Annotated in this window: 22 protein-coding genes; 11 read left to right on the top strand and 11 right to left on the bottom strand. The window is 63.5% G+C overall.

Annotated features, from left to right (window positions below; all coding sequences use genetic code 11):
* The first annotated feature begins 237 nt into the window (after positions 1–237).
* From ACEXP3_RS17320 to ACEXP3_RS17310, 3 genes are all read left to right on the top strand, one after another.
* Positions 238–4,026, top strand: coding sequence for a peptidoglycan-binding protein (locus ACEXP3_RS17320; RefSeq protein WP_377298400.1), 3,789 nt, complete (start codon positions 238–240; stop codon positions 4,024–4,026).
* 216 nt (positions 4,027–4,242) lie between these two features.
* Positions 4,243–5,172 (top strand): sulfite exporter TauE/SafE family protein, encoded by a 930-nt coding sequence (locus ACEXP3_RS17315; protein ID WP_210103635.1) that lies wholly within the window; start codon positions 4,243–4,245, stop codon positions 5,170–5,172.
* Complete coding sequence (locus ACEXP3_RS17310) at positions 5,169–5,969, top strand: TIGR02186 family protein (RefSeq protein ID WP_377298399.1); 801 nt, start codon at positions 5,169–5,171, stop codon at positions 5,967–5,969. The genes ACEXP3_RS17315 and ACEXP3_RS17310 overlap by 4 nt, the downstream gene beginning before the upstream one ends.
* 19 nt (positions 5,970–5,988) lie before the next feature.
* Here ACEXP3_RS17310 and pdeM read toward each other — a convergent pair whose 3' ends face one another.
* From pdeM to ACEXP3_RS17280, 6 genes are all read right to left on the bottom strand, one after another.
* Positions 5,989–6,717, bottom strand: coding sequence for a ligase-associated DNA damage response endonuclease PdeM (gene pdeM, locus ACEXP3_RS17305; RefSeq protein WP_377298398.1), 729 nt, complete (start codon positions 6,715–6,717; stop codon positions 5,989–5,991).
* A 55-nt stretch (positions 6,718–6,772) separates the two neighbouring features.
* The gene (locus ACEXP3_RS17300; protein WP_377298397.1) at positions 6,773–9,382 is read right to left on the bottom strand and encodes a ligase-associated DNA damage response DEXH box helicase; all 2,610 of its coding nucleotides are present in this window, start codon (positions 9,380–9,382) and stop codon (positions 6,773–6,775) included.
* Between the two features lie 20 nt (positions 9,383–9,402).
* Positions 9,403–9,813 carry a putative periplasmic lipoprotein gene (locus tag ACEXP3_RS17295; RefSeq protein WP_377298396.1) on the bottom strand — a complete coding sequence of 137 codons (411 nt, stop codon included), beginning with the start codon at positions 9,811–9,813 and terminating at the stop codon, positions 9,403–9,405.
* Positions 9,814–10,033: 220 nt separating this feature from the next.
* A complete protein-coding gene (locus ACEXP3_RS17290) occupies positions 10,034–10,690 on the bottom strand; it encodes a YitT family protein (RefSeq protein WP_377298395.1) in 657 nt (218 codons plus the stop codon).
* Positions 10,690–11,346 carry a YitT family protein gene (locus ACEXP3_RS17285; RefSeq protein ID WP_377298394.1) on the bottom strand — a complete coding sequence of 219 codons (657 nt, stop codon included), beginning with the start codon at positions 11,344–11,346 and terminating at the stop codon, positions 10,690–10,692. Before ACEXP3_RS17285 ends, ACEXP3_RS17290 begins: the two co-directional genes overlap by 1 nt.
* Positions 11,347–11,447: 101 nt before the next feature.
* Positions 11,448–12,401 carry a class I SAM-dependent DNA methyltransferase gene (locus ACEXP3_RS17280; RefSeq protein WP_377298393.1) on the bottom strand — a complete coding sequence of 318 codons (954 nt, stop codon included), beginning with the start codon at positions 12,399–12,401 and terminating at the stop codon, positions 11,448–11,450.
* Positions 12,402–12,575: 174 nt separating this feature from the next.
* Between ACEXP3_RS17280 and ACEXP3_RS17275 the strand changes: the two genes are divergently transcribed.
* Together ACEXP3_RS17275 and ACEXP3_RS17270 are read left to right on the top strand one after the other, a co-directional pair.
* The gene (locus ACEXP3_RS17275) at positions 12,576–12,845 is read left to right on the top strand and encodes a DUF6460 domain-containing protein (RefSeq protein ID WP_210103644.1); all 270 of its coding nucleotides are present in this window, start codon (positions 12,576–12,578) and stop codon (positions 12,843–12,845) included.
* The gene (locus ACEXP3_RS17270) at positions 12,842–13,336 is read left to right on the top strand and encodes a CAP domain-containing protein (RefSeq protein WP_377298392.1); all 495 of its coding nucleotides are present in this window, start codon (positions 12,842–12,844) and stop codon (positions 13,334–13,336) included. The genes ACEXP3_RS17275 and ACEXP3_RS17270 overlap by 4 nt, the downstream gene beginning before the upstream one ends.
* Positions 13,337–13,645: 309 nt before the next feature.
* On the opposite strand, the gene ACEXP3_RS17265 is transcribed toward ACEXP3_RS17270, so the two are convergent.
* Together ACEXP3_RS17265 and ACEXP3_RS17260 are read right to left on the bottom strand one after the other, a co-directional pair.
* Entirely contained in the window at positions 13,646–14,734 is a 1,089-nt protein-coding gene (locus tag ACEXP3_RS17265) for a quinone-dependent dihydroorotate dehydrogenase (RefSeq protein ID WP_377298391.1), read from the bottom strand.
* Positions 14,721–15,077, bottom strand: coding sequence for a DUF952 domain-containing protein (locus ACEXP3_RS17260; RefSeq protein WP_377298390.1), 357 nt, complete (start codon positions 15,075–15,077; stop codon positions 14,721–14,723). The genes ACEXP3_RS17265 and ACEXP3_RS17260 overlap by 14 nt, the downstream gene beginning before the upstream one ends.
* Positions 15,078–15,200: 123 nt before the next feature.
* Here ACEXP3_RS17260 and ACEXP3_RS17255 point away from each other — a divergent pair, with 123 nt between their 5' ends.
* The 3 genes from ACEXP3_RS17255 (at position 15,201) to ACEXP3_RS17245 (ending at position 17,427) form a co-directional block, all read left to right on the top strand.
* A complete protein-coding gene (locus ACEXP3_RS17255; protein WP_377298389.1) occupies positions 15,201–15,614 on the top strand; it encodes a major capsid protein in 414 nt (137 codons plus the stop codon).
* 164 nt (positions 15,615–15,778) lie between these two features.
* Positions 15,779–16,426, top strand: coding sequence for a response regulator transcription factor (locus ACEXP3_RS17250; protein ID WP_377298388.1), 648 nt, complete (start codon positions 15,779–15,781; stop codon positions 16,424–16,426).
* Between the two features lie 335 nt (positions 16,427–16,761).
* Positions 16,762–17,427 carry a S24 family peptidase gene (locus ACEXP3_RS17245; RefSeq protein WP_210103650.1) on the top strand — a complete coding sequence of 222 codons (666 nt, stop codon included), beginning with the start codon at positions 16,762–16,764 and terminating at the stop codon, positions 17,425–17,427.
* Between the two features lie 9 nt (positions 17,428–17,436).
* On the opposite strand, the gene ACEXP3_RS17240 is transcribed toward ACEXP3_RS17245, so the two are convergent.
* Positions 17,437–18,312, bottom strand: coding sequence for a transporter substrate-binding domain-containing protein (locus tag ACEXP3_RS17240; protein WP_377298387.1), 876 nt, complete (start codon positions 18,310–18,312; stop codon positions 17,437–17,439).
* A 95-nt stretch (positions 18,313–18,407) separates the two neighbouring features.
* Between ACEXP3_RS17240 and ACEXP3_RS17235 the strand changes: the two genes are divergently transcribed.
* The gene (locus ACEXP3_RS17235) at positions 18,408–20,279 is read left to right on the top strand and encodes a glycosyltransferase family 2 protein (protein WP_377298386.1); all 1,872 of its coding nucleotides are present in this window, start codon (positions 18,408–18,410) and stop codon (positions 20,277–20,279) included.
* Between the two features lie 28 nt (positions 20,280–20,307).
* Here the strand turns inward: ACEXP3_RS17235 and ACEXP3_RS17230 are convergent, their stop codons facing one another.
* A complete protein-coding gene (locus tag ACEXP3_RS17230) occupies positions 20,308–21,285 on the bottom strand; it encodes a glycosyltransferase family 10 domain-containing protein (protein WP_377298385.1) in 978 nt (325 codons plus the stop codon).
* Between the two features lie 378 nt (positions 21,286–21,663).
* On the opposite strand from ACEXP3_RS17230, the gene ACEXP3_RS17225 reads away from it, so the two are divergent.
* Positions 21,664–21,924 carry a hypothetical protein gene (locus ACEXP3_RS17225; protein WP_377298384.1) on the top strand — a complete coding sequence of 87 codons (261 nt, stop codon included), beginning with the start codon at positions 21,664–21,666 and terminating at the stop codon, positions 21,922–21,924.
* Positions 21,925–21,926: 2 nt separating this feature from the next.
* On the opposite strand, the gene ACEXP3_RS17220 is transcribed toward ACEXP3_RS17225, so the two are convergent.
* Positions 21,927–22,394, bottom strand: coding sequence for a hypothetical protein (locus ACEXP3_RS17220; RefSeq protein ID WP_377298383.1), 468 nt, complete (start codon positions 22,392–22,394; stop codon positions 21,927–21,929).
* Between the two features lie 209 nt (positions 22,395–22,603).
* Between ACEXP3_RS17220 and ACEXP3_RS17215 the strand changes: the two genes are divergently transcribed.
* Positions 22,604–23,497 (top strand): tyrosine-type recombinase/integrase, encoded by an 894-nt coding sequence (locus tag ACEXP3_RS17215; protein ID WP_377298382.1) that lies wholly within the window; start codon positions 22,604–22,606, stop codon positions 23,495–23,497.
* Positions 23,498–23,647 lie beyond the last annotated feature (150 nt).

The raw sequence follows: 23,647 nt of genomic DNA, 5'->3' as shown, positions 1-23,647 counted from the left end.
TGCCCTGTCTTAACACGGTATTAACTACGTTTCGCGAAATGATGGGCAACGCCGCAGCAGCCAGTGCTTCGGCCACTGGGCAGGGGACGTTGAAGACGCGGGGACAGGATCGGCCCGGAGGGGCGATCCCGAAGCGACGCAACGGCCGGCGCAGAGCCTTCAGGCGCTGCAATGACAGTGGCTGGACCAATGTTAGCCCGATGCACACGCGACGTGCGCAGCCGAAACGAGTACAAGATGAACGGATCACGCCTCACCATCAACGCCCGCGGAGAACGCTCTTCTCTCGATGCGCTGAACCGTACCATCGAAGGGCTCGAGGCACGCATCGAAGGCCTGTTGAAGGCCTCTGCCCCGCGCGAGCCGCAAAAACCCGCACCCGCGCCCGCGCCGATGCCGACCATGGCACCGCGGGAGCCCGCTTTGCGCGCCCCGACGGGCGAGCCGCCTCACCGTCCGCATGCCGATGCGCTGGCGGAAATCCGCGAGCGCCAGCGCATGCTGGATGCCGCACGCGAGCGGCGCACGGCAGCGGGCGACGCTGCGCCCCGCCTTGGCGCCGCGCCGGCGCGGCCGGGCGAAGGCCCAGGCGTCATTGCGCCGCGCCGCCCGGCACCTGCCCGCGCCCTGGATGCCTTGAGCCCGCGCGACAGCGAGCCCACCGGCAATGCCGGCACCGGCACCATCGCTGAGGCGCTGCATGAGCTGCGGCGCGAGCTGCGGCAGGATATCTCCGACAACATTGCCCGCGAAATGCAGTCCCTGCGCGACGACGTGCAGTCGATGCGCGGCTTTGCCGATGGCCGGGATCTCGGAAGCGACCTGCGCGACGAGCTGGCACGGCTGGCCGACGGCATCGACATGCTGTCAAGCCGCACCCCGTCGGCGGCCACCGATCTGCGCGCCGAACTGGATGACCTGCGTGCGCAGATCGACGGCCTTGCCCGCCAGGACAGCCTGCACAGCATGGAGACACGCTGGAGTGCGGTGGAAGAACGGCTGGAGGAATTCGACGCGGGCAGCATCCAGAAGGAGCTGGTGGCGCTCGCCTATCGCATCGACGGCGTGAAGGCGGAGCTTGCCACCATGGCCGACAGCCCGGCGATCCGCACGCTCGAAGACAAGGTGCTGATGCTGGCCGCCGTGGTGGAAGACCTTGCCCAGCGGCCGCTGGAAAGCGAGCATGTGTCCGGCCAGTTTTCCCATATCGACCACCGGCTGGACGAGCTGAGCCGCGCGGTTGCCGCCAACAACAGCCGGCCGCGCAACGAGGCGGCCGAACACGAGGCCCTGCGGCGCCTGGAGGAGAGGCTGATCGCCCTCAACGACAGGATCGAGAGCCTCGCCCATGTGCAGGACGCCTACCGGCTGGAAGAACGGCTGGAGGAGCTGGCCGAATTTTTCGCCCGCGGCCCGCAGCAGGAGATTGCAAGCTCCCTGTCGGATCTGACCGCCCGGATCGAGACGCTGGCAAGCGACCACGCGAGCGATGGCCTTGCCCGCCGGCTGGAGGATCTGACCCGCCGCATCGATGGCCTGGGCACGGCTGCAGCCGGATCTCCGGCAGGGCTCGGGCGGCTGGAAATCCGGCTCGATGAAATTGCCGCGCGCCTGGAAGAGGCAACGCTTGCACCGCAGGGCGACAACCTGTCGCTGCTTGGCCTGGAAAAGCAGATTGCGCATCTTTCCAGCCTGATGAGCGAGCCGCGGCGTGAAACGACGAGCCTTCCCGAGGATTTCGACCAGCGCATGGCCGCCATCGAAGGCTATATGGCGACCAGCGACGAATATGTGCTGGAGGCGGCCCGCCAGGCCGCCGAAACCGTGATCGAGGCCTATTCGCGCCATGGCGCGCGCGGCAGCGGAAACGAGACATCAAAGGAGACGGAAACGCTTCTGGCGCTGGCGCAGGACCTGCGCCAGCTCGAGGATCTGGCGCGCGGCTCGGAAGAGCGCACGCAGCAGACATTCAGCAGCCTGCAGCGCACGCTGGTGGAGATTTCCGGGCGGCTGGACCGCATGGAAGACCGGATGAGCGAGCGCCCGACGGCGCTGTTCGGCGGTGCTCCATTGGCGCCGGCGCGTGCGGAAACTGAAAGTACGCTGCGGCCGCCGATGGCGCAGCCGGCCGCTCCCATGCGCTCGCCGGTGGACGCCGGCGATCCGCGCGGCATGCTGGCCCGCGCCAGCGAACAGCTGATGGCGGAAACCGCGGCAAGCCCCGCCCTTAAGGCACAGGACGCCGAGCCTGCTCCGATGACCGACGAGGACGAGGCCAGACGGCCCGGCCTGCTGGCAAGCCTCTCGAAGCGCCTTCGCGCCCGTCGTGGATCAGCCGGCAAGACCGGGCGGACACGGGTGGAACCGGCGCCATCGCTTGACCCGGGCTCAGCCGTTGCCGCCGATGAAGACGAGGGCAACCACGACAACGACCTTCTGGAGCCGGGCTCCGGCGCGCCGGACGTGCGCAAGATACTGGAACGCGTGCGCGCCACCCAGGCTGCCGCCGACGCCGAGGCCGAGCGCAGCTCGACGCAGCCGGCAAGCGGCGACGGCGATGGCGAGCGCGTGGATTACATCGCCGCGGCCCGCCGGGCGGCCAAGGCGGCAGCGCTTGAAATGGGACAGGCCCCGACCGATGGCTCCAGAGCCTATGCCGGTTCCGGCGTCTCCGGCGGGCGCGCCACCTTTGCCCGCCACCGCCGCCCGATCCTGATCGCCGTCGGTGCCGTGCTTCTGGCCCTGATGGCCATGCCGCTGTTTACCGCGTTGACGAAGAACGCGCCGTCACCCGCCCCCTCGATGACGACTGGCGAGGCAACCCGTCCGGCAAAGACATCCGCACCGACGCAAGGTATCGCAGCCGCCGCGCCTCAAAAGCCGGCAATTCCGGCTGCGGCCGAAACCAGCGCTGCCGCATCGCCGGCTCCTTCCGGTGCGGCACCGGGGACAGCCAGCGTGCAAGCTGCCGCGCCGCAGGTTATCAATGCGGCAGAGGCCCCTGCGGTTGAGCCGGCTCCGGTTCAAGCAACGGCCCAATTAACGGCCCCGGCAACGACCGAACTGCCCGCCCTGGAGCCGGCACCGCAGGCGCCGGTGGCCCGCCACCTCCTGCCGGCAGAAGCGGCCGCCGCCATGGACAGCACGACGGAGGCCGCGATCATCGTGCCGGCAGGTCTTGCTCCGCAATCGCTGGCCGACGCAGCCGCGGGCGGCAATCGCCAGGCGCTGTTTGAAATCGCCGTGCGCCTCGGCGACGGTGAGGGTGTCGCGCCCAATCCGGCAGAAGCGGCCCGCTTTTATGGTCTTGCCGCTCAGCGCGGCTATGCCCCGGCGCAGTATCGGCTGGCAAGCCTGTATGAAAAGGGAACCGGCGTGCCGCGCGATCCCGCCCGCGCCGTTTCCCTCTACGAACAGGCGGCAAACGCCGGCAATGCCGGCGCCATGCATAATCTGGCCGTGCTTTACGCCTCCGGCGCCACCGGAAGCGCCGATTACAAGGCCGCGGTGGAATGGTTTGGCCGGGCTGCCGATCTCGGCGTGACCGACAGCCAGTTCAACCTGGCCATCCTGTTTGCGCGTGGCAACGGCACGGTGCAGAATCTCGAAGAATCCTACAAATGGTTTGCCATTGCCGCCAATGGCGGCGACCGCGATGCGGCTGCCAAGCGCGACGACGTGGCCTCTGCGATGAAGCCGGCGCAACTGGAAAGCGCCCGCCAGAAGGTGGCAAGCTGGAAGCAGCAGCCGCTCGATCCCGAGGCGAACGGCACGCAGCCCCCCGCCGACTGGGCCGCCAGGGCCGAAGCTTCGGCTCCCGTCGACATGGAAAAGGCGGTGCGCAACATCCAGGCCATCCTCAACCGCAACGGCTTTGACGCCGGTCAGCCGGACGGGCGCATGGGCAAGAAGACCGTTTCGGCCATCCGGGCCTTCCAGCGCAGCAACGGGCTTGCCGAGGACGGCACGATTTCCGAGGCGCTGGTGCGCAAGCTTCTGGAGAAGAACAAGGTGCAGGGCGCCTGAAACTGGCGTCCGACCGAGGCGCCACAGATGCCGCAAATCAAGGCTTTCCACGGCTTTGCAATTGACAGGCAGGGGTGGCGGGCGCATGACGGAAGCCTGCATCCGCCCTCGGAAACCAGGGCGGTTGCGCTGAGGATTTTTTTAAGGCGCCGCACGGGCGGAACCCATCGCGAAACCGCCCGCGACGGCGAAGCTATTTCTGGTTAAGGAACGCCCGTGACTGTCTATCTGCCCATTGCAGAGCTGTCGGTGAATATCTTCATCATTCTCGGCATGGGCGCGGCCGTTGGTTTCCTGTCCGGCATGTTCGGCGTCGGTGGCGGCTTTCTGATCACCCCACTGCTGATCTTCTACAACATTCCCCCGGTCGTGGCGGTGGCAACCGGCGCAAACCAGGTGGTGGCCTCCTCGGTTTCCGGTTCGATCAGCCATTTCCGGCGCGGCACGCTGGATGTGAAGCTGGGCAGCGTGCTGCTGGCGGGTGGTCTCGCCGGTGCCACGGTCGGCGTGTGGATCTTTTCCTGGCTGCGTCGTCTCGGCCAGCTGGACCTCATCATCTCGCTACTCTACGTCGTCTTTCTCGGCACGATCGGCAGCCTGATGCTGACCGAAAGCCTGCGCGCCATGCGCCGCGCGGCGCGCAACGAGCCGCTGCCGCTGAAACGCCCCGGCCACCACAACTGGGTGCACCGGCTGCCGCTGAAAATGCGCTTCAAGAAGTCGAAGCTTTATCTCTCCGCCATTCCGGTGGTGACGCTCGGCTTCGGCATCGGCATTCTCACCTCCGTCATGGGTGTCGGCGGCGGCTTTATCATGGTGCCGGCGATGATCTATCTCCTGCGCATCCCGACCAATGTCGTGGTGGGCACCTCGCTGTTCCAGATCATTTTCGTCACCGCCTACACGACCATCGTCCAGGCCACGACGAATTACTCCGTCGATATCGTGCTGGCGACGATCCTGATGGTGGCCGGCGTCATCGGCGCGCAATACGGCGTGCGCGTCGGGCAGAAGCTGCGCGGCGAGCAACTGCGGGCACTTCTCGGCCTGCTGGTGCTCGCTGTGGGCGTGCGCCTTGCGATCGATCTCGTCGTGACGCCGGCCGATCTCTATTCGATCGCCGTCGGAGGCTTCGGCAACCGATGATGCGCGCGCTCCTTCTCCTCCTGCCGCTCATTCTTCTGGCCGGAACGGCAAGGGCCCAGGTGCCGCTCGGCCAGGGGCCATCAACCGTGCGCGAGGGGCTGGAGATCGGCACCTCGACCAGTGAAATCGCCATCACCTCGGATTTTCGCGGCGCCGATCTTACCGTCTTCGGGGCGCTCAACAACGCCGACGAACTGTTTCTCGCCATCGGCCAGTATGATGTCGTGGTGACGCTGTCCGGCCCGATCGATTATGCCACCGTGCGGCGCAAACAGCGCATCTTCGGCATCTGGATGAACACCGATTCGATGACCTTCGAGCAGGTGCCGGAATCCTATTCCATTGCCAGCACGCGCCAGCTCGAGGACATCCAGCCTCCCCCTTCGCTCAACCGTCTGGGTCTCGGCATCGACCACCTGACGCTTTCGCCGACCGGCTTCGTCGGCAATGCGACGCAGGTCGGCGCCTTTCGCGAGGCCTATCGGCGCCTGAAACTGTCGAACGGGCTTTACCAGCGCGACACGCGCGGCGTGCGCTTCGTCAGCCCGAGCCTGTTTCGCGCCACGCTTCGCCTGCCGGCCAATGTGCCGGATGGCGTTCATCTGGTGCATGCCTATCTGTTCAAGAGCGGGGAACTTATTCAACAACGGGACCTGCCGCTGCGGGTGGTCAAGACGGGTCTTGAACAGACCATCACCGATGCCGCCCACCAGCAGCCGCTGGCCTATGGCCTGTTCAGCGTGCTGGTGGCGCTCGTCACCGGCTGGGGCGCCAGCATCATATTCCGCAAGGACTGACGGAGTTCTTCCGAAAAGATCAGCCGATCAGGCTGTCGAACCGCACGGAATAGATCCGGTCGCGGCCGAGAAGATGGGCAATGAGGGCGGCACGGTCGAAGAGGCCGTGCATGGCCTTGTGCTTCAAGTCGAGGCCGCCGGTGAGCACGCCGAAGGCGGGCATGACGAGGCGGGTGCCGTCCGTTGCAAAGCAGGGGCGGCGCACATATTTGCCGCGCCGGCCAACGGTTGCCGAGGGGTGCAGGTGGCCCGCCACCTCGCCCTTGCCGGCGACAAGGCTCGGCTCGTGGCGGAAGACGAGGCCGCCATAGACCAGTTCATCGGCAGACTGGCCCGGCAGGTCGACCGTGCCCTCCGGATCATGATTGCCGTTGATCCAGATCCAGTCACGGCCGCGCGCCAGGGCATTGATCGTGTCGCGAAAGGCCTGCGGCATCAGCTGCGAGCCGCGCCGGTCGTGAAAATTGTCACCCAGCGAAATGACGATCCTCGGATCGTAGCGGGCAATGACAGCAGAGAGGATGTTGAGCGTCGCCAGCGTATCATAGGGCGGCAGCATCATGCCGCGCCGGGCAAAGGCGGCTCCCTTTTCCAGATGCAGGTCCGAGACGACGAGCACGCCGTCATCGGGCAGGTAGAACCCGCCGAGGGAATCGCAGACGCCGGCCACGCCGTTGACGAGGATCTCGGCACCGGGTGCAAGGCTCGTGATGTCTGCGGCGGCAACCGCCAGTCTCTGGTTCATCATCGTCGTTATCTGTGGCGAGCCCGTTCCCGCCGTCCCCGTCCTTGATCGCTGACGCTCAGCCCATCGCCTCGGCAATCAGGTCCTCTGCCGCCTCGGCCAGCACCGCATCCTGCGCTTCGCCGGCGACCGGTTCCCGGCCGATTTCCAGCATGACCGGCACGGCAAGCGGCGAGACGCGGTCGAGCGGACGATGCACCACATGGCCCTTGATTCGCGAAAGCATAGCGCCAAGCCGGCCAATATCCAAAAGCCCTGACGCCGCATCCCGCCGCGTGGCCTCCAGGAGGACATGGTCCGGCTCGTGGCTGCGCAGCACGTCATAGATCAGATCGGTGGACACCGTCACCTGCCGGCCGGTCTTTTCCTTGCCAGGATGGCGCCGTTCGATAAGGCCGGAAATGACGGCGCAATTGCGGAACGTGCGCTTCAGCATGAAGCTTTCATCCAGCCATGCTTCCAGATCGTCGCCCAGCATGTCCTCATCAAAGAGGTCGGCAAGGCTCAAAGCCCCGCGCGCGATCATCTCGCCGATATCGTTCAATCCCCAGATGGCGAGCGAATAATCGGTGGCGACGAAGCCGAGCGGACGCGCGCCCGCCCGCTCCAGCCGGCGCGTCAGAAGCATGCCGAGCGTCTGGTGCGCCAGCCGGCCCTCGAAACAATAGGCGATGAAAAAGAAGCGCTGGCCACGGGGAAAGGTTTCGACCAACAGTTCGTCGCGGGCCGGCAGCATGGATTTTTCCCGCTGGAGCGCCAGCCAGTCACGCACCTGTTCGGGCAGCACATGCCAGCGGGCGGGATCGGCGAGCATGGCGCGCACCTGGTCTGCGAGATAGGTGGAGAGCGGAAACCGGCCGCCGGCATAGGCCGGAATTTTCGGATCGAGCGAAAAGGCGTTAGAGACGAGGCATTCGTTTTCGCGGATGCCTTCAAAGCGCAGCACCTTGCCGGAAAACAGGAAGGTATCGCCCTGCACCAGCTGTTCGAGAAAATATTCCTCCACCTTGCCGAGGACCATGCCGCCGCGCCCGACGCTGCCGCCCTTAGCACTGTGCTTGACGAGGCGGACATTCAGCTCCGCCGCCTCGACGATGGTGCCGAGGTTCATGCGGTATTGCTGGGCAACCTGCGGATTGGAGACGCGGAAGCGGCCCTCCTTCGTCTTGCGGATCTTGGCATAGCGCTCGTAAGCGCGCAGCGCATAGCCGCCGGTTGCGACGAAATCGACGATACGCTCGAACATCTCCCAGGAGAGGTGCGCATAGGGCGAGGCGCTGGTGATCTCGCTGAAAAGCTCCAGCGGATCGAAGGGTTCGGCACAGGCCATGCCGAGCACATGCTGGGCGAGCACATCAAGCGCCCCTTCCCCCACCGGCGGCGTATCCTGCGCGCCGAGATAATTGGCATCGAGCGCTGCCTGGCACTCCATCACCTCGAAGCGGTTGGCGGGCACGAGGATCGCCTTGGACGGCTCGTCCATGCGGTGGTTGGAGCGGCCGATGCGCTGGGCAAGGCGCGAGGCGCCCTTCGGCGCGCCGACATGCACGACGAGATCGACATCGCCCCAGTCGAGCCCCATGTCGAGCGTCGAGGTGGCGACGACGGCGCGCAGCCGGTTGGCCGACATCGCCGCCTCCACCTTGCGCCTGAGGCCCGCATCGAGCGAGCCGTGATGGAGCGCGATCGGCAGATTGTCCTCGTTGATCGTCCAGAGTTCCTGGAACAGGAGCTCCGCCTGGAAGCGCGTGTTGACGAAGATCAGCGTCGTCTTGTGCTTGCGGATTTCCTCGTAGACCGCCGGAATGGCATAGGTCGCGACATGGCCGGACCAGGGGATGCGGTCCTGCGTGGTCATGATCGAGATATTTGGTGCGGCACCGCCCGTGACATGCACGAGGCCGGCCGGCGGCGTTGGCCCCTCCTCCGCTCCACTGTTCTGCGGCACCAGCCAGCGCTGCAGATCCATCGGGTCTGCGACGGTCGCCGACAGGCCGATGGTGGTGAGGCCGGGCGCCAGGCGGCGAAGACGCGCCAGCCCGAGCGACAGGAGATGGCCGCGCTTCGACGCGACGAGCGAATGCAGCTCGTCCAGCACGACATATTTCAGATCCTTGAAAAAGCGTGTCGCATCCTTGTTCGCAATCAGGAGCGCCACCTGCTCGGGCGTCGTCAACAGAATGTCCGGCGGGCTGAGCTTCTGGCGCTGGCGCTTGGATTGCGGCGTATCGCCGGTGCGGTTCTCGATGGAGACGGGAAGACGCATTTCCTCGACCGGCTTCATCAGGTTGCGCTCGATATCGACGGCCAGCGCCTTCAAGGGCGAGATGTAGAGCGTGTGGACACCGGTAAACGGCGCGCCCGGCGGCAGTTTTCCACGTCTCGTCAGATCCGTCAGCGACGGCAGGAAGCCAGCCAGCGTCTTGCCGGCACCGGTCGGGGCAATCAGCAACATGTTCTCGCCGCCGCTAGCGCGCGCGAGAAGCTCCATCTGGTGGGCGCGCGGGTTCCAGCCCTTTTGCGCAAACCAGGTGGTAAACGCAGGCGGCAGGAGATCGGGCAGGCTGTTCGGGTTATCGGCGAGGCTCGTATCCACGTCCCTCAAAGTAATGGGTCCGACGGGAATGAGAAGGGGCACGGCGACAAGATATACCGCCGTGCGCCGCATGAAGCAGCACAGTGCCCCGGTTACTTCAGGACGTCCACCCGCATCACATTGTCACCGATCCGCCCATCCATGGACGACAGGCGGAATTTCGCCTCGTCCTTGCCGGCATAGCCGGGATCCGACGTATAATAGCCGACCAGCATATCCGCCTTGGTGTCGCGGCATTTGGCATAGGGCCCCTTGGCCATTGCCGGAAAGCGTTTTTCCCGGACAAAGACCAGCTTGCCATGCTTGGGCGGCGACAGGATATAGGCCTGCGGAACACCGTCAGCCGTGCAGTCACGGTTGAGCTTCCAGGCATTTCCGACCCATGTTCTTTCGCCCGCCACCACCTTCTTCGTCCAGACGCGGGTTTCCACCCCGTCGGTACCGGCGGTCGCACACCCCGCGAGACTTGTCAAAACCAACAGCACGACCGCGATCCGTTTCATGCGCATTCCTCCTCCACCGGTTTGGACGCCAGACACTGCAGAACGTCGGAACCGGCAGACTGCCGAGCCGGGGCTGCCTGCCCATGAGGCAGAAGCAAAGGGCAATCTTCAAAGCAAAACTGCGTGAGAAGATGGCATGAACTTACATTATTCGCTCCTCTTGCGACCGCTCGTCTCTCCCCTGCCCGGCACTACCATTTGCGGCTGCAGGAAACGACGGTCACCGCACGATGTAGCGGTCGGTGCGATGGTTGATCGCAAGGGTGAGGTTGAGCGTCAGCGCGGCGAGGATCGACAGGAGGATCACCAGGGGCGTGGCGACGAGGAAGGAGAGCGCCAGAACGACACCATCCAGCGCCAGTTGCACCAGACCCGCGCGCCAGCCGAACTTGTCCTGCAGATAAAGCGCCACGATGCCGAAGCCGCCAAGGCTTGCGCGGTGGCGAAAGAGCGCCAGCATGCCAGTGCCGATCAGAAGGCCGCCGAAGAGGGCGGCCACCAGCGGGTGGATGTCTTCGATGCGCATGAGGCCCGGCAGCACTTCGGTGAGCGCTGAGGTGAGCGCGACCGCCGAAAAGGTTTTGAGCGTGAAGGCAAGACCGAGGCGCTTATAGGCAATCATATAGAACGGCAGGTTGAGGAGGAAGAACACCACGCCGAAACTGAGGCCGCTTGCATAGCGCAGGAGGAAGCCGAGGCCCGCCGTGCCGCCGATCAAGAGATGCGCCGAGGACAGAAGCGTCACCCCAAGCGCTGCCAGCATCGAGCCGGCGGCGATGCCCTGGATATCCTCCACCAGCGAGTGGCGCTCGGTGCTGGAGGCCCAAAGGCCGATCGGCGTTCTTGCCGTCGACCGCTTGTCGCCGCTTTCTGCCATCAGCGCACCACGATGTAGCGGTCGGAGCGGTGGTTGACCGCCAGGAAGAGGTTGAGGATGACCGCGCCCAGAATGGACCAGGCGACCACGTCGGGCTGCAGCACCAGGAAGGCGGCCGCCATGACGCCGGTATCGAAGGCCAGCTGGATGAGGCCCGCCTGGATGCCGAACCGCTCCTGGATATAGATGGCGAGAATGCCGACGCCGCCAAGGCTTGCCCGATGCCGGTAAAGCGCCAGCAGCCCGTAACCGAGCAGCAGGCCTCCCATCAACGCACCCCAGAAGGGATGCAGGTAATCGATGACGAGGAAACGCCCCTCGATTTCGGTGATGACGGAGACAAGGCCGATGGCCAGAAAGGTTTTTGCCGAAAAGGCAAGGCCAAGCCGACGGAAGGAGAGGTAATAGAAAGGCAGGTTGACGATGAAGAACAGGAGGCCGAAGGAGATGTGGAAGGCATAATGGACAAGGAAGGCCACACCCGCCGTGCCGCCCGTCAACAGCCCGACGCGGTTTAAAAAATAAAAGCCGAGGCCGGAGACCAGCGCGCCGGTGAGCAGGCCCTGGCTATCCTCCAGGAGCGTATGCTGCGACGGATCGGCACTGTAGAAACCGAGCGTTTTCTTCTGCGAGACCGGTGTCTTCTTGTCCGTCAAGACTGCTTTCCCCTTGGCTTTTTTAAGCGATTGTGCACCGCAAAACCCGCCCCTTCAAGATGGCGAAGGGGCAGCCTGCAAAAAGGAAAGAATGCGTGCCTTCAGCCCTTGAGCCTCGCAAGAAACAGAATGCCGAACACTGCTTTTCCGGCATCCATGCGAATGTCGGTCTTCAAGGTGTCGATGATCGTGAAGCCGGCATCGGCAAGACTTTGTTCGACATAGGCCTCACCATGCGCATAGCGCAGCGAGGGCTGCAGGAAAAAGCCGGCCTTCGCATCGACGCCCTCCTCGACCGTTGCTGCATCCTCGACGGAAAAGGCAAACAGCCCCTGCGGCTTCAGGAGGTCGCGGGCGAGCGAAAACGCCCCCTCAAGACTGCCGAGATACATCATCACATCGGCGGCCGAGACGAGATCGGCGCGGTGCTTCGGAAGGTTTGCGCAGAAGAGGCCGGAGCTTTCGGCGGGCGCTGACAAATCGGCCTGGCCAAGATGCTGGTAGAGCCCCTTTTCGGCGGCCTTTGCCAGCATGTTGGCGGAAAGATCAAAGCCTTCCAGACGACCGCTTGCCGCCGCAACCTCGACGCCGAACAGGCCGGTGCCGCAACCGAGATCGACGGTGAGCGCAAAGGGCGCATGCGGGCGCACGAGGCGAAACAGTTTTTCCGGCACGCTGTAGTTCAGCTTCTCGATGAGCGCGGTCTCAAAGCGGTCGGCATAATCGTCAAACAGGCCCTCGACATAGGCGGACGGCGGGGTTTCGGGCGTGGGTTCGGCCCCGAGCAGCGCAAGCTTCAGGGGCGCGCCGAAGAGGCCGGGTTCATCCCGCTCTGCGGCGCGCCGATAGGCCTTGACGGCCTCGTCTTTCAGGCCGGCCTTTTCGAAAAACGCGCCCAACTGGAACCAGCCGGCCGCCCAGCCGGGCGCAAGCTCCAGCGCCTGCGCCATCAGGTCGGCGGCGGCTGCGGCATCACCGGCTTCCATGAGCATGCGGGCATAATCGGCACGGCGATCGGCGATCACGTCGCCGGACGAGAATTGGATGGGTGTCATGGACCTGTGCGTTCAAAAAGACGACGCATGCGGGGCTCTGCGCGTCTTGAGATCTGCGCATCTGGCCGAAGCCACAAAAAAATACAAGTTCTATCGCAGGACGAGACCAGGCTGCTTGCGGCGGCCGGGCAGCGGACCTATGTCATCAGCGCACAACCACAGAGGAACGAGGGCATGGCCGATCAGGTAAGCAGGGTTCTGGGAGACAGTCCGGGCCGTACCATCGTCAAACTCATCGTCGTGTCGCTCATCGTCGGCTTCGTCATGGCCATTTTCGACGTGCGCCCCTGGGATGTCTACTACGGCATCCGTCATTTCGTGATCGATCTGTGGCATCGCGGCTTCAGCGCGCTCGGCGCCGTCGGCGATTATCTGATCCTCGGAGCCACCATCGTCATCCCCGCCTTCATCATTCTTCGCATTTTAAGCTACAGGCGTTCATGACCTTTTCTTCGCATCTCGTTGCCCGCCGCGGTTTTCTGCTTGTCTCAGGGGCGGCCTTTGCCACGCTTGTCGGCTGCACCCCGAAGCAGACCTCCGTTCCCATCGACGGTGCGACGGATGATACGCGCGCCGCACTGCCGCTCGTCAATGCGCTGCGCCAGAAGCACGGCCTGCCGTCGCTCGCCGCCAGCGGCCCGACGGGGCGAGCAGCCGCCGAGCAGGCGGTGCGCATGGCACGGGCCGGCGAAATGAAGCACCTGATCGGGCTCGGCGACGATTTCGGCGACCGCATGAAGCGCAACGGCGTGCCCCTGCCGGCGGCGGAAAATATTGCAAGCGGCCAAGCCAATGTGACGGATGCGGTGCAGGCCTGGATCGATTCGCCCAAACACCTCACCAACATGCTCGGCCCCTACCGCTTCGTCGGCGTTGCCGTTGCGCGTGCGCCTGTCGGCATGCGCACCTATTGGGCCATGGTGCTCTCGGCCTGAAACGGATCGCCCTTGCGAGAGGCAGACATCGCGGGTCACCAGCGCGCGATGTATTTCATCGCAGCGCAATCTTAGATATTTCGAATATTATCGGACTCAATTGAGAAAAAACTCAATAATTCTAAATTTAGACCCAATATCGATCCACACCAGAAGGCGCAGAACAATTATAAATACGATAAGACCTGAAATTACGGCCAAAGGTTGCTTTTCGGTCAAAGTCATGACGCGCTCTATCTGTGAATACCCCTGTATTGTCGCAGATTTTTTGCTTCATCAACACTTTTATGGATCTCGCTGCCAATAATTTCAAATTGAGAGCGTGTATGCCGCCCATTTCTCGAGATTGGACGATTTATACTCGCCAATGGATTGCACGCCGCTGCGTTGCATTTCTGCTGACAGCCCCCGGACGATGTCGGCGGCAAGACCGGGTCCACGATAGACCATGCAACTATAGACCTGAACCAGATCGGCGCCGGCCCGGATCTTCTCAAGCGCCGTTTCGGCCGAAGACACACCGCCGGCGGCAATGATCGGCAGGCCTTCGCCGATGCGCTTGCGCATGCGGGCAAGCACGGCCGTCGAGCGCGCAAACAGCGGCGTGCCGGAAAGCCCGCCGGCCTCGCCCGCCAGGGCAACCGTCTTCAGGCCCGTGCGGGCAAGCGTCGTGTTGGAGACGATCAGGCCATCAAGCGCATGGGACAGAACTTCATCCGCAATATCGTCCATGCCCTCTTCGGTGAGATCCGGCGCGATCTTCAGGAAGACCGGCACGCTGCGGCCGATGCGGACGGCCTCTTCATCGCGCGCCGCAAGCACGGCTGTCAGCAGCGCCGCCAGGCTCTCGCGCGCCTGCAGGTCGCGCAGTCCGGGCGTGTTGGGGGAGGAAATGTTGACGGTGAAATAGGCGGCAAGGGCCGCGAAGCGGTGGATGCCGGCGACATAATCGGCAATGCGATCGGCACTGTCCTTGTTGGCGCCGATATTGACGCCGACGATGCCGCCCGACCTTAGCGCAGACAGCCGCGCATGGGCGGCCGCATGGCCCTCGTTGTTAAAGCCGAGGCGATTGATGATGCCCTCATCCTCGACGAGGCGGAAGATGCGCGGGCGCGGATTGCCGGCCTGCGGTTTCGGCGTCAGCGTGCCGACTTCGGTAAAGCCGAAGCCGAGCCTCAGGATCGGCGCCGGTACTTCGGCATTCTTGTCATAGCCGGCGGCAAGCCCGACCGGATTTGGAAAGGAGAGCCCCGCCACCTTGACCTGCAGCCGCGCATCCGGCGCAAGGCGGCAGGCAGGCACGAGACCCGATTTCAACGCGGCGATCGACAGGCCGTGGGCCGTTTCGGGATCGAGCGCAAACAGCGCGTTGCGGGCAAGATCAAACAGCGGCATCGGACAACTCCGGAAACTGGTGGGTGCCATCGGCAAGAAGCGGCAGCGGCGCCTCCCAAAGGACGGCAGAGAGCGGCAGGCGGGCGTAAAGATGCGGGAAGAGCGCACCGCCGCGCGAGACCTCATAGACCAGGTCATCGCCGAGCAGGCCGCCATCCACCGCCACCAGAAGCAGATCCTGCTGACCGGCAAAATGGCGGGCGGCGGTTTCACGAAGCTGCGGTGCGGTGGAGAAATGAATGAAGCCATCGGCATGATCGACGGGCGCGCCATCGAAAACACCGGCGAGCTTGGCTTTTTGCCACACATCCTCCGGCACGATCTTATATATGATACCGCTCATGCTTTGCCCCTTTGCGCAGGTAGACTGCTGAGCCTTTGCCGCAAAGCCTTGCCATTGTCCATGCGGGAACGGCCAGGCCCAAGCAATCATCGCCCGAAACGGGCACGAGACCAGGAGCACGACATGCAGATAGGATTATATACCTCGGCAATGCTCATGATCCTTGCCGCCACGCCAGTTTTGGCTGAGGCACCTCCAACGGATGCGGGGCGCTACCGTCTGGAAAAGACCGAGACGGGCTTCATCCGGCTTGACCGGCAGACGGGGGCGATCACGTTTTGCCGGGAAAAGGACGGCGAATTGATCTGCCGCATGGCAGCCGACGAGCGGGCCGCCTATGATCAGGAACTCGACATGCTCGCACGGCGTGTAACAGCACTGGAGGCACGTCTCGACCGCCTTGCCTCCGGCAACCGACAGCCAAGCGAGGCGGAGATCGAACAGTCGCTGTCGATCATGGAGCGCGTCATGCGCCGTTTCATGGCGCTGGTCGAGGAGTTCCGCCAAAACGACGCCGTTCAGCCGAACCGTGGCTGACGGTCTTAAGCGATCCATTCGCGCGGTTCATGAGGGCGCTCGGGCAGATGCCGAGGCGACTGGCATTCCTGACCCGCTGAAACTTAGACTTGTCTGCCCATGGCTTGCGGGCTAAGACTATCATGGGATGGCAGCAGACTATGCTTTTGGGAGGAAGCGTGGACATGCAACAGCTTAAAATCATCATCGCAGACGATCACCCTTTGTTTCGCGGCGCGCTGCGCCAGGCGCTGAACGACATTGCCGATGGCGCGGCCATCCTCGAAGCGGGCACGTTCGAGGCTGCGCGCGAGGCAACGCTTGCCCATCCGGATGCCGACCTCATGCTGCTTGACCTCTCCATGCCGGGCGTCAGCGGCTTTTCCGGCCTGATGTCGCTGCGCAGCGAGATCAGCAGCCTGCCGATCATCATCGTCTCGGCGAGCGACGACACCGCCACCGTGCGGCGGGCGCTGGAACTGGGCGCCTCCGGCTTCATCTCGAAATCGTCGGGGCTCGACGATATCCGCGCCGCCATCCGCACCGTGCTCGAAGGGGGCATCTGGGTGCCGAAGGATATGGCCGCCTGCCCGGACCAGGATCCCGCCATGGCCGAACTGATGGAACGGCTGAAGACACTGACACCCCAGCAAAACCGCGTTCTGTCGATGCTGGCCGAAGGCCTTCTCAACAAGCAGATCGCCTATGAACTCGGCGTCTCGGAGGCAACCATCAAGGCGCATGTCTCCGCCATTCTCCTGAAGCTCGATGTCGACAGCCGCACCCAGGCGGTGATCAAGCTTGGCAAGGTCAACATGGCGCTGGTGGCCTGAACGCGCCTTTCAGGCATGAGGACAGGATTTTATTCCTTTTCCGCTTTACTCGGGAACCCGCATTCATTAGATATAGCGCGGCAAGCGGCGTGATTTTCGCGCCGCTTCACCTGTTTTACCAGGTGACAGGCAGAGATGGCAGGCTGAAGCGACAGGCAGGGAGCCTGCGGATGACACCCCGGGGTGATATCCGTTTGGCAGGCGCGTGATGTCGCTGCGTCGAGGGCAGGTGTCGTCTTGTGGCGCGTCAGGATCGGGCAGGCGCTTGCGCTTCAGGTCCGGACCTGCGGCCGTCGCGGCATAAGGCGCGGAAAAGGCGCGGAGCAGGAACGGTGATGTTGTCGCACGAAACGATCTGGAACGCGATCGACAGGCTGGCCGAGCGTCACCGGATGACCGCATCCGGCCTTGCCCGCCGCGCCGGCCTTGATCCGACCTCCTTCAACAAGTCCAAACGCTTAGGGCCCGATGGCCGGCTGCGCTGGCCCTCGACGGAATCGATTGCCAAGGTGCTGGAGGCCACTGGCGCCTCGCTCGACCAGTTCCTGAGCTACCTGCCCCCGGAGATGGAGCGGACGGGCCTGCCGGAAGGCGCCTTTCCGCCCCAGCGCGGCGCAATCCCGCTTTTGGGCTTTGCCCAGGCCGGCGCCGGCGGCTTTTTCGATGATGGTGGCTTTCCCGCCGGCCAGGGCTGGGATGTGGTGGATTTTCCGACCGACCCCACCCACAAGGCAGGCGTTTACGCGCTGGAGGTGCAGGGCGATTCCATGCTGCCGCTCTACCGCGACGGCGACCGGCTGATTGTCGAGCCGGGGGCACAAATCCGCCGCGGCGACCGCATTGTGCTGAAGACGCGCGAGGGCGAGGTGATGGCCAAGGTTCTGCTGCGCCAGAGCGCGCGCAGCATCGAGATCATGTCGCTCAATCCCGATCATCCCAACCGGACCTTCGACATGGCCGAGGTGGAATGGATTGCCCGCATCATCTGGGCAAGCCAGTAAGCGCGGCCCTCAGTAGAACCCGTTGGGGAAATAGCGCAGGTAGATCTCCTGCAGCCGGCCCTTGCGGGCAAGCTGTGCCAGCGCATAATCGAACCCCGCGACCACCTGCGGCGTGTTGGGGCGCGCCATCAGCATCAGGCCCTCGCCCAGAAAGCGCTCCGACAGATAGGGTCCGCCAAACAGGGTACAGCAATCGCCGGACGCCGGACTGGCCACCCAGAAGGGAAGCCTCAGTGCATCGGAAAACACCGCATCGACAGCGCGGATCTTCACCGCCTCCAGCATGGCGTCCTGCGTGTCGAAGGAGACGGGGCGGATGCGGGGGAAGAAGGCCTTGAGCATTCTTTCGTGGACGGTGCCCGCCACCACGCCCACCGGGCGACCATCGAGCGCTGCGCCGGTCTCGCCGGTCAGCACCACCGCCCGATGTTTCGCAAAGCGCGCCGGGATCGTCATATAGGGGCGCGAAAAGGCAAATTTTTCCCGCAAGGCCGGTGTGACCGTGATGCCGGCGGCCACCGCCTCCCCGTCTCCTGCAAGAAGTGCGGCCTCCAGATCGCCAAACGGCATGGCCTGGATCTGGCATTTCGCCTCGATGCCCAGTTCCGCGCAGATGTCGCGCACCAGATCCACATGGAAGCCGGAGAGCCGCCCCGTCTGGTCGACGAAGCTGAAGGGCGGGAAATCCACCGTCATCAGCACGCGAAGACGCGGCACGGTTGAAAGATCCGGTTTCGCCAGACGCTCGTTGCCATCGAAGAATACCGGCATGTCGGAGCTCTGCGCCTTTGCGCTGACCGGCGAACAGAGGGCCAGTATCGTCAATAATGTGACATACAGACCGTTCTTTCGCAGAGACCCCTGATTTTTGATAGGTGAAACCATGGCGTGTATGTCTATGATCCGAATGGGGAAAAGTCAGCGAAGATCTCACTCGACGGTGTATCAGTTTGACGAAGATGGGGGAATATCCGCCCACGATGGCGGATTTGCGAAATGTTGTCCTGACGCATGGGCAATGGCCGGCAATCTTTCGGGCAAGGACCGAGGCAGACGTGCTGGTGGCGCTCGGCTTTGCCACATCGACCATCGCCAGAATGGCCGAGACCGCAAGGCGCCATGGCACGACGATCGAGACGGAGTTGCTGCACGGCGGTGAGGTGCAGGAGGAGAGCTATTACCGCAGGATTGCCGATTACTTCGGCCTGCCCTTCCTCGATGCGATCGATCCGGCCCATCTTGTCGACATGGGCAGCATCGACACGCAGCTTGTGTGTCCCCTCCAGGTCCGGCTGACCTATCCCAACCGCATGCCGCAGATCGCCATGGTGCCACGCGCGGAAAAGCTGTCGGAATTCGCGCAGCTGCTGGCACGACTGCCGGACCTTACCCGCAGTCTGGTGGTGACGACGCCAAGCGCCCTGCGCCGCGCCGTCTGGGCGGCCGGATCGGCAAGGCGGGTGCGAAGGGCAGCCACCGCACTGTTTGACCTGCAGCCGGACCATTCGGCGCGGATCGTGGCGACGGGCCGGCAGGGACTGGTCCTCGGCATCACCATCACGGCAACCCTCTTTGGCTGCATGATGCGGCCCGAGATCCTGCTTCCCCTGGTGCATGCAGTCGTGTCGTGTGCCTATCTCGCCTCGCTTTCGTTGCGCTTCGTCGCCCTGTTTGACCAGAAATTTCGCAAGCGATCGCCAAAATCCGCAGAGGCCCCGTCCGGCCCGCTTCCCGTCTATACGGTGATGGTGGCGATCTACCGCGAGGCCGGCATGGTTTCCCAGCTGGTGTCCAGCCTGGAGCGGCTGGAATGGCCCCGCTCGCGGCTGGATATCAAGCTGGTCTGCGAAGAGGATGATACCGAGACGCTGGCAGCCCTGGCCGCACTCGACCTGCCCGCTCATGTCGAGATCGTCCACGTTCCCCCCTACCATCCGCGCACCAAGCCGAAGGCGCTTGCCTATGCGCTTCCCGCCGCACGCGGTGAATTCCTGGCGATCTTCGACGCGGAAGACAGACCGCATCCGCACCAGCTGATGGAAGCCTATGAGCGGTTTCGGGCAAGCGGCCCCGAACTTGCCTGCCTGCAGGCGCCGCTGATCATCGCCAATGTCGACGAGAGCTATGTAAGTACGCTGTTTGCCGTGGAATATGCCGCGCTGTTTCGCGGCCTCCTGCCGATGCTGGCGCGCTACCGCATGCCGCTGCCGCTTGGCGGCACCTCCAACCATTTCCGCACCACCGTGCTGCGCAAGGTCGGCGGCTGGGATCCGTTCAACGTGACGGAGGATGCCGACCTCGGCTTGCGGCTCTACCGGCTGGGGTACCGGTCCGAGACGCTGCGCTGCCAGACGCTCGAAGATGCGCCGGTCTCGCTGCCGGTGTGGACCGGCCAGCGCATCCGCTGGTTCAAGGGCTGGCTGCAGACCTGGCTGGTGCTGACGCGCAACCCGATCCTGACGGCCCGCGAAATGGGTTTAAAGGCCAGCATCGTCTTTCACCTGATGATCGGCGGCATGCTGTTGTCGGCGCTCCTGCACCCGCTCATCCTGCTGTTCATGACCAATGCCGGGCTGACGCTCATCTCGACGCCGCTGTCGCAGATCCCCGGCACGGTTCTCGGCCTCATGCTGCTCGATGCGACCAACCTCTTCGGCAGCTATGCGACATTCCTCGGCCTCGGGGTCGGCTCGATGATCGGCCTGGAGAAACTGAAGGTCGGCCACCGCTGGCTTGCGGTTCCGCTGCACTGGATGATGACATCCTATGCCGCCTGGCGGGCGCTGAACGAGCTGCGCACCAACCCGTTCTTCTGGAAGAAGACCCCGCACCGGCCAAGCCGGAAGACATGACGCCAAAGGCGATACGCCCAACCGGGCGTCAGCGGTGGCGCCAGGCCTTGCGCTTGGCATTGAGCCTGCTCAGCCACGAGCGCTGGGACGGCGCATTGCGGCGCACGAAGATCGGCGCATAGCCGTAGCGCGTCCGGCGCCGCGCCGCTTCGGGCTCCTGCCCGAAAATGAAGTTGAGGAAGGCGGCAAGCTCGCCACGCCGACGCTGCGGATCATTGCCCGTCGCAAACACCGGCTCGTTCAGCATGGCGACCATACGGTCCGGATCCTCCGCCAGCGCCATCACAGAGTCGATGCAGGCGTCGTCGTCCTCAAAATCATGCCGGTTGATGACGGCGCGCGGGTTGAAATCGAGGTCGACCTTGGGATTGCCCCAGTAGATGGGAATGCAGCGGGCCGCAAAGGCATGAAACAGCTTTTCGGTCGTGTAGCCGGGGGTGCTGGAATTTTCAAAGGCGATGGCAAAATTGAAATCGCTCATCACCTTAACCTTGGCACTGACCGGATCGAGCCCCGTGACGCGGTCGAAGCGATCATCGTTGCGCAGGTGGCGGCCGAGCGACGTGACCGGGCGGCGGGCCGACAGACGATGGAAGAAACCGTCGCGCACCGGATCGGCCCGGCCGTTCGAATAGATGAAGGTGCAGAAGCCGCGGCCCTCCAGCAGCGTCACGTCCACCGGTGGACGATGATGGGCAGCCTCGGCACGCTCCGGCTCGCAGAAATAGAGCGGATAGCGCAGGTGCCGGTCTTCGAGCGTCAGGTGATCAAAGCCGATGGCGTAATCGCAGATGTTGAAATCCGGGCGCACGTTCTCGCCGGTGAAAAACACCCGCAGGCAGTCATAGGTGCGATGGACGGTGCCGAAGCAGGAATAGAACAGGATATCGGGATCTTTCTCATCGAGCACGATGCGAAACTCCGGCGAGACGACATCCATGAGAAACAGGCTATGCGGATCGAAATTGGACCAGAAATCGGTGTACCAGATCTTGATTGTCTTCATCACCGCTCCGCCTGCTGGCCTCAACGTCCCGTGTTTAATCCGGCCGCGGTGATAATGCTTTTCAAGGCCCGATGACAAGAGGTTCGCGGCACGACCGGCACCAAGCGGAAAGACAAAAAGGGAGGCGGGAAAACTGGAGCGGGTGAAGGGAATCGAACCCTCGTATTCAGCTTGGGAAGCTCGGTCTTCAATTGGTCGGCCAGTGGCTTGCATGTAAAACAGACGTTTTTCTACCGGATATTGTCAAACAAGATCAATAAGCCTGTAAAACCAAAACCGCTTGACGCACCACTATGGGAGTGGCATCGATCACATCCCGATTGCGGCGGGCAAATCCACCACTAGACCGAATGCGGCCGGTCTCCGAAAGGAGTACCCATGCCCAAGGCCTATGACCTGCCAGGCGGTCGCCGCTTCGTATCGATCGAGTGGCAGAACCCCACCTTGAATACCATCCCACGCCACAACATGGCTGTCATCGAGTGTCTTGTGTGTGGGGCAGTAGGGGAATTTGAGCGCGATAGGATCCCTGAGACCCTGCACCACAGTTCGATCAGGGATATCGAGGCACGAATGAAGTGCAAGGCCTGCGAAGCGAAGCAGGCGCGCCTGATGTTCGGTTACCTGACGAGCGGTTGATGCTAAGGCGTGCCCCGGCGCTGCGCCGCTTCCATCCGTTGCAGAATTTCCTTCACCACCTGGATGTCGGCCGCCTGCTTGTTCTGCCCGGCCTGTAGATCCTTGATCGACGAAGTGATATTGACGGCTGATTGTTCTGCCACCGTCACGCGATATGTCAGGTTATCCAGCTTCCGGTCAAAGTCGTTATCTTTGGCCTCTCCAGCTTTCAAGCGCTCATTGTAGCTCGCCTCGATGCCCCTGACCTCTGCAAGCCGCTCTTTATGCAGAGCCTCATGCCCATCGCGCCACGCCGCAAGATCGGCTACATCACGGTTGTTGTTGATCCACAATGTCAGGCCGCCGACGCACATGCTCCCGAGCGTGACCAGAGAGATGACCGTGTTGAGGTTCCATTCGAATTTTGCAGCGCGTCTCGGAAATTGCATCGCGTCGTCTCCGGCCATCTGTTCCACTTTCTCAGGCGTCATGAAATTATCGCAGCAGCTGAAAAGCCCGGCGGCTGCGTGGCATCCAAAGGTGATGATGACTTGGCGATGAGGCGCTGGCGTTAACCCTTATTCCAATGAGCCCGCATTGCGGCTTTCAGGAATGGAATCGCGCGCATAAATTGAGTGAGCCCACCGGCTGTTCGCGCAACCGGCAGGCCCTAACCAGCCCAACACCCAAGGAGTGTCAGATGGCTTATGCAGATGTATCGAGCAATCGTTACGTCATCAACAACGATGACAGAAATTCCCATGCCGGCGCACCGGTCACATTCGGCCAGGCAGCCGAAAGCTACCTCGCAAGCGGTGGTGAGGCGCGCTATCTTACGCCGATCCTCACCTATTTCGAAGGCAGGCCACTGGCCTCCATCTATCCCTTTGACATCAGGTCCATGGCCGAGGCCGTCTATCCGGCTCACAGCAACGCCACCCGCAATCGCCAGGCAATAACGCCGGCCCGCGCCGTTCTGATGCATGGTTACGAGCGCGGCTGGTGCCCGCTTATCCGCGTCAAGCGCTTCCGGGCCGAGCGACCCAATCGGCCAAAGCCCGCCTCGCCCGTCTGGCTGCACACATTCGCGCGCCAGGCCGACAAGGACGAGCTGCAGCACCTGTCGGCCATCGTGCTGTTCATGGCGCAGACCGGCGCCCGCATCAGCGAGGCTGTCGCCCTTTGCTGGTCAGAGGTAGACCTGACGGCACGCACCGCCCTACTCCTCAAAACCAAGACATCCACCAATTCCATGCGATACCTGACCGATGAACTCGCCGGCCGCCTGCGCGACCTCAGAGGCACCGCCAGGGCGCAGGAGCGCGTTTTCCGCTACACCAGCCGCCACAGCGTCAACGAACGCATCAGAGCCATCTGCGAGCGCGCCGGCATCCCGCACAAGCCACCGCACACCTGCGGCCGGCATACCTTTGCGACGAGAGCAATTGAGCTTGGCATGGATGTCCGCACCGCCATGGCGGCCGGTGACTGGCGCAGTTCCTCAGTGCTTCTTGAGACGTATGTGCATCCCCGCGCCAACGCCGGCCGCATCGTGGCCGATCGCTTCGCGCTGGACGCATTATGCGAGATCTGATTGAGCGTGCCGGCAGGCGTCAAACTCCGCTTGCCGGCACGTACACATGATGATGGGGCGTGAGGTTACCAGCCGTTGGCGGTGAGGGTGGCGATCGGCGGCTGCACGAGGTAGCCGGCGCCGGTTGTATTGGGGTGCAGCGTGTCAATG

This window comes from Neorhizobium fuzhouense (assembly GCF_042611105.1).
Lineage (GTDB): Bacteria > Pseudomonadota > Alphaproteobacteria > Rhizobiales > Rhizobiaceae > Neorhizobium > Neorhizobium galegae_A.
The sequence above is the reverse complement of the archived record's forward strand: the minus strand, read 5'-3'. Positions and strand labels throughout refer to the sequence as shown.

What these genes read in the sequence shown, in the direction of transcription:
- ACEXP3_RS17320 (WP_377298400.1), top strand. Translation starts at nt 238, where the DNA reads ATGAACGGATCACGCCTCACCATCAACGCCCGCGGAGAACGCTCTTCT.
- ACEXP3_RS17310 (WP_377298399.1), top strand. Translation starts at nt 5,169, where the DNA reads ATGATGCGCGCGCTCCTTCTCCTCCTGCCGCTCATTCTTCTGGCCGGA.
- pdeM (WP_377298398.1), bottom strand. Translation starts at nt 6,717, where the DNA reads ATGATGAACCAGAGACTGGCGGTTGCCGCCGCAGACATCACGAGCCTT.
- ACEXP3_RS17300 (WP_377298397.1), bottom strand. Translation starts at nt 9,382, where the DNA reads ATGCGGCGCACGGCGGTATATCTTGTCGCCGTGCCCCTTCTCATTCCC.
- ACEXP3_RS17295 (WP_377298396.1), bottom strand. Translation starts at nt 9,813, where the DNA reads ATGAAACGGATCGCGGTCGTGCTGTTGGTTTTGACAAGTCTCGCGGGG.
- ACEXP3_RS17290 (WP_377298395.1), bottom strand. Translation starts at nt 10,690, where the DNA reads ATGGCAGAAAGCGGCGACAAGCGGTCGACGGCAAGAACGCCGATCGGC.
- ACEXP3_RS17280 (WP_377298393.1), bottom strand. Translation starts at nt 12,401, where the DNA reads ATGACACCCATCCAATTCTCGTCCGGCGACGTGATCGCCGATCGCCGT.
- ACEXP3_RS17275 (WP_210103644.1), top strand. Translation starts at nt 12,576, where the DNA reads ATGGCCGATCAGGTAAGCAGGGTTCTGGGAGACAGTCCGGGCCGTACC.
- ACEXP3_RS17270 (WP_377298392.1), top strand. Translation starts at nt 12,842, where the DNA reads ATGACCTTTTCTTCGCATCTCGTTGCCCGCCGCGGTTTTCTGCTTGTC.
- ACEXP3_RS17265 (WP_377298391.1), bottom strand. Translation starts at nt 14,734, where the DNA reads ATGCCGCTGTTTGATCTTGCCCGCAACGCGCTGTTTGCGCTCGATCCC.
- ACEXP3_RS17260 (WP_377298390.1), bottom strand. Translation starts at nt 15,077, where the DNA reads ATGAGCGGTATCATATATAAGATCGTGCCGGAGGATGTGTGGCAAAAA.
- ACEXP3_RS17255 (WP_377298389.1), top strand. Translation starts at nt 15,201, where the DNA reads ATGCAGATAGGATTATATACCTCGGCAATGCTCATGATCCTTGCCGCC.
- ACEXP3_RS17250 (WP_377298388.1), top strand. Translation starts at nt 15,779, where the DNA reads ATGCAACAGCTTAAAATCATCATCGCAGACGATCACCCTTTGTTTCGC.
- ACEXP3_RS17245 (WP_210103650.1), top strand. Translation starts at nt 16,762, where the DNA reads ATGTTGTCGCACGAAACGATCTGGAACGCGATCGACAGGCTGGCCGAG.
- ACEXP3_RS17240 (WP_377298387.1), bottom strand. Translation starts at nt 18,312, where the DNA reads ATGGTTTCACCTATCAAAAATCAGGGGTCTCTGCGAAAGAACGGTCTG.
- ACEXP3_RS17235 (WP_377298386.1), top strand. Translation starts at nt 18,408, where the DNA reads ATGGCGGATTTGCGAAATGTTGTCCTGACGCATGGGCAATGGCCGGCA.
- ACEXP3_RS17230 (WP_377298385.1), bottom strand. Translation starts at nt 21,285, where the DNA reads ATGAAGACAATCAAGATCTGGTACACCGATTTCTGGTCCAATTTCGAT.
- ACEXP3_RS17225 (WP_377298384.1), top strand. Translation starts at nt 21,664, where the DNA reads ATGCCCAAGGCCTATGACCTGCCAGGCGGTCGCCGCTTCGTATCGATC.
- ACEXP3_RS17220 (WP_377298383.1), bottom strand. Translation starts at nt 22,394, where the DNA reads ATGACGCCTGAGAAAGTGGAACAGATGGCCGGAGACGACGCGATGCAA.
- ACEXP3_RS17215 (WP_377298382.1), top strand. Translation starts at nt 22,604, where the DNA reads ATGGCTTATGCAGATGTATCGAGCAATCGTTACGTCATCAACAACGAT.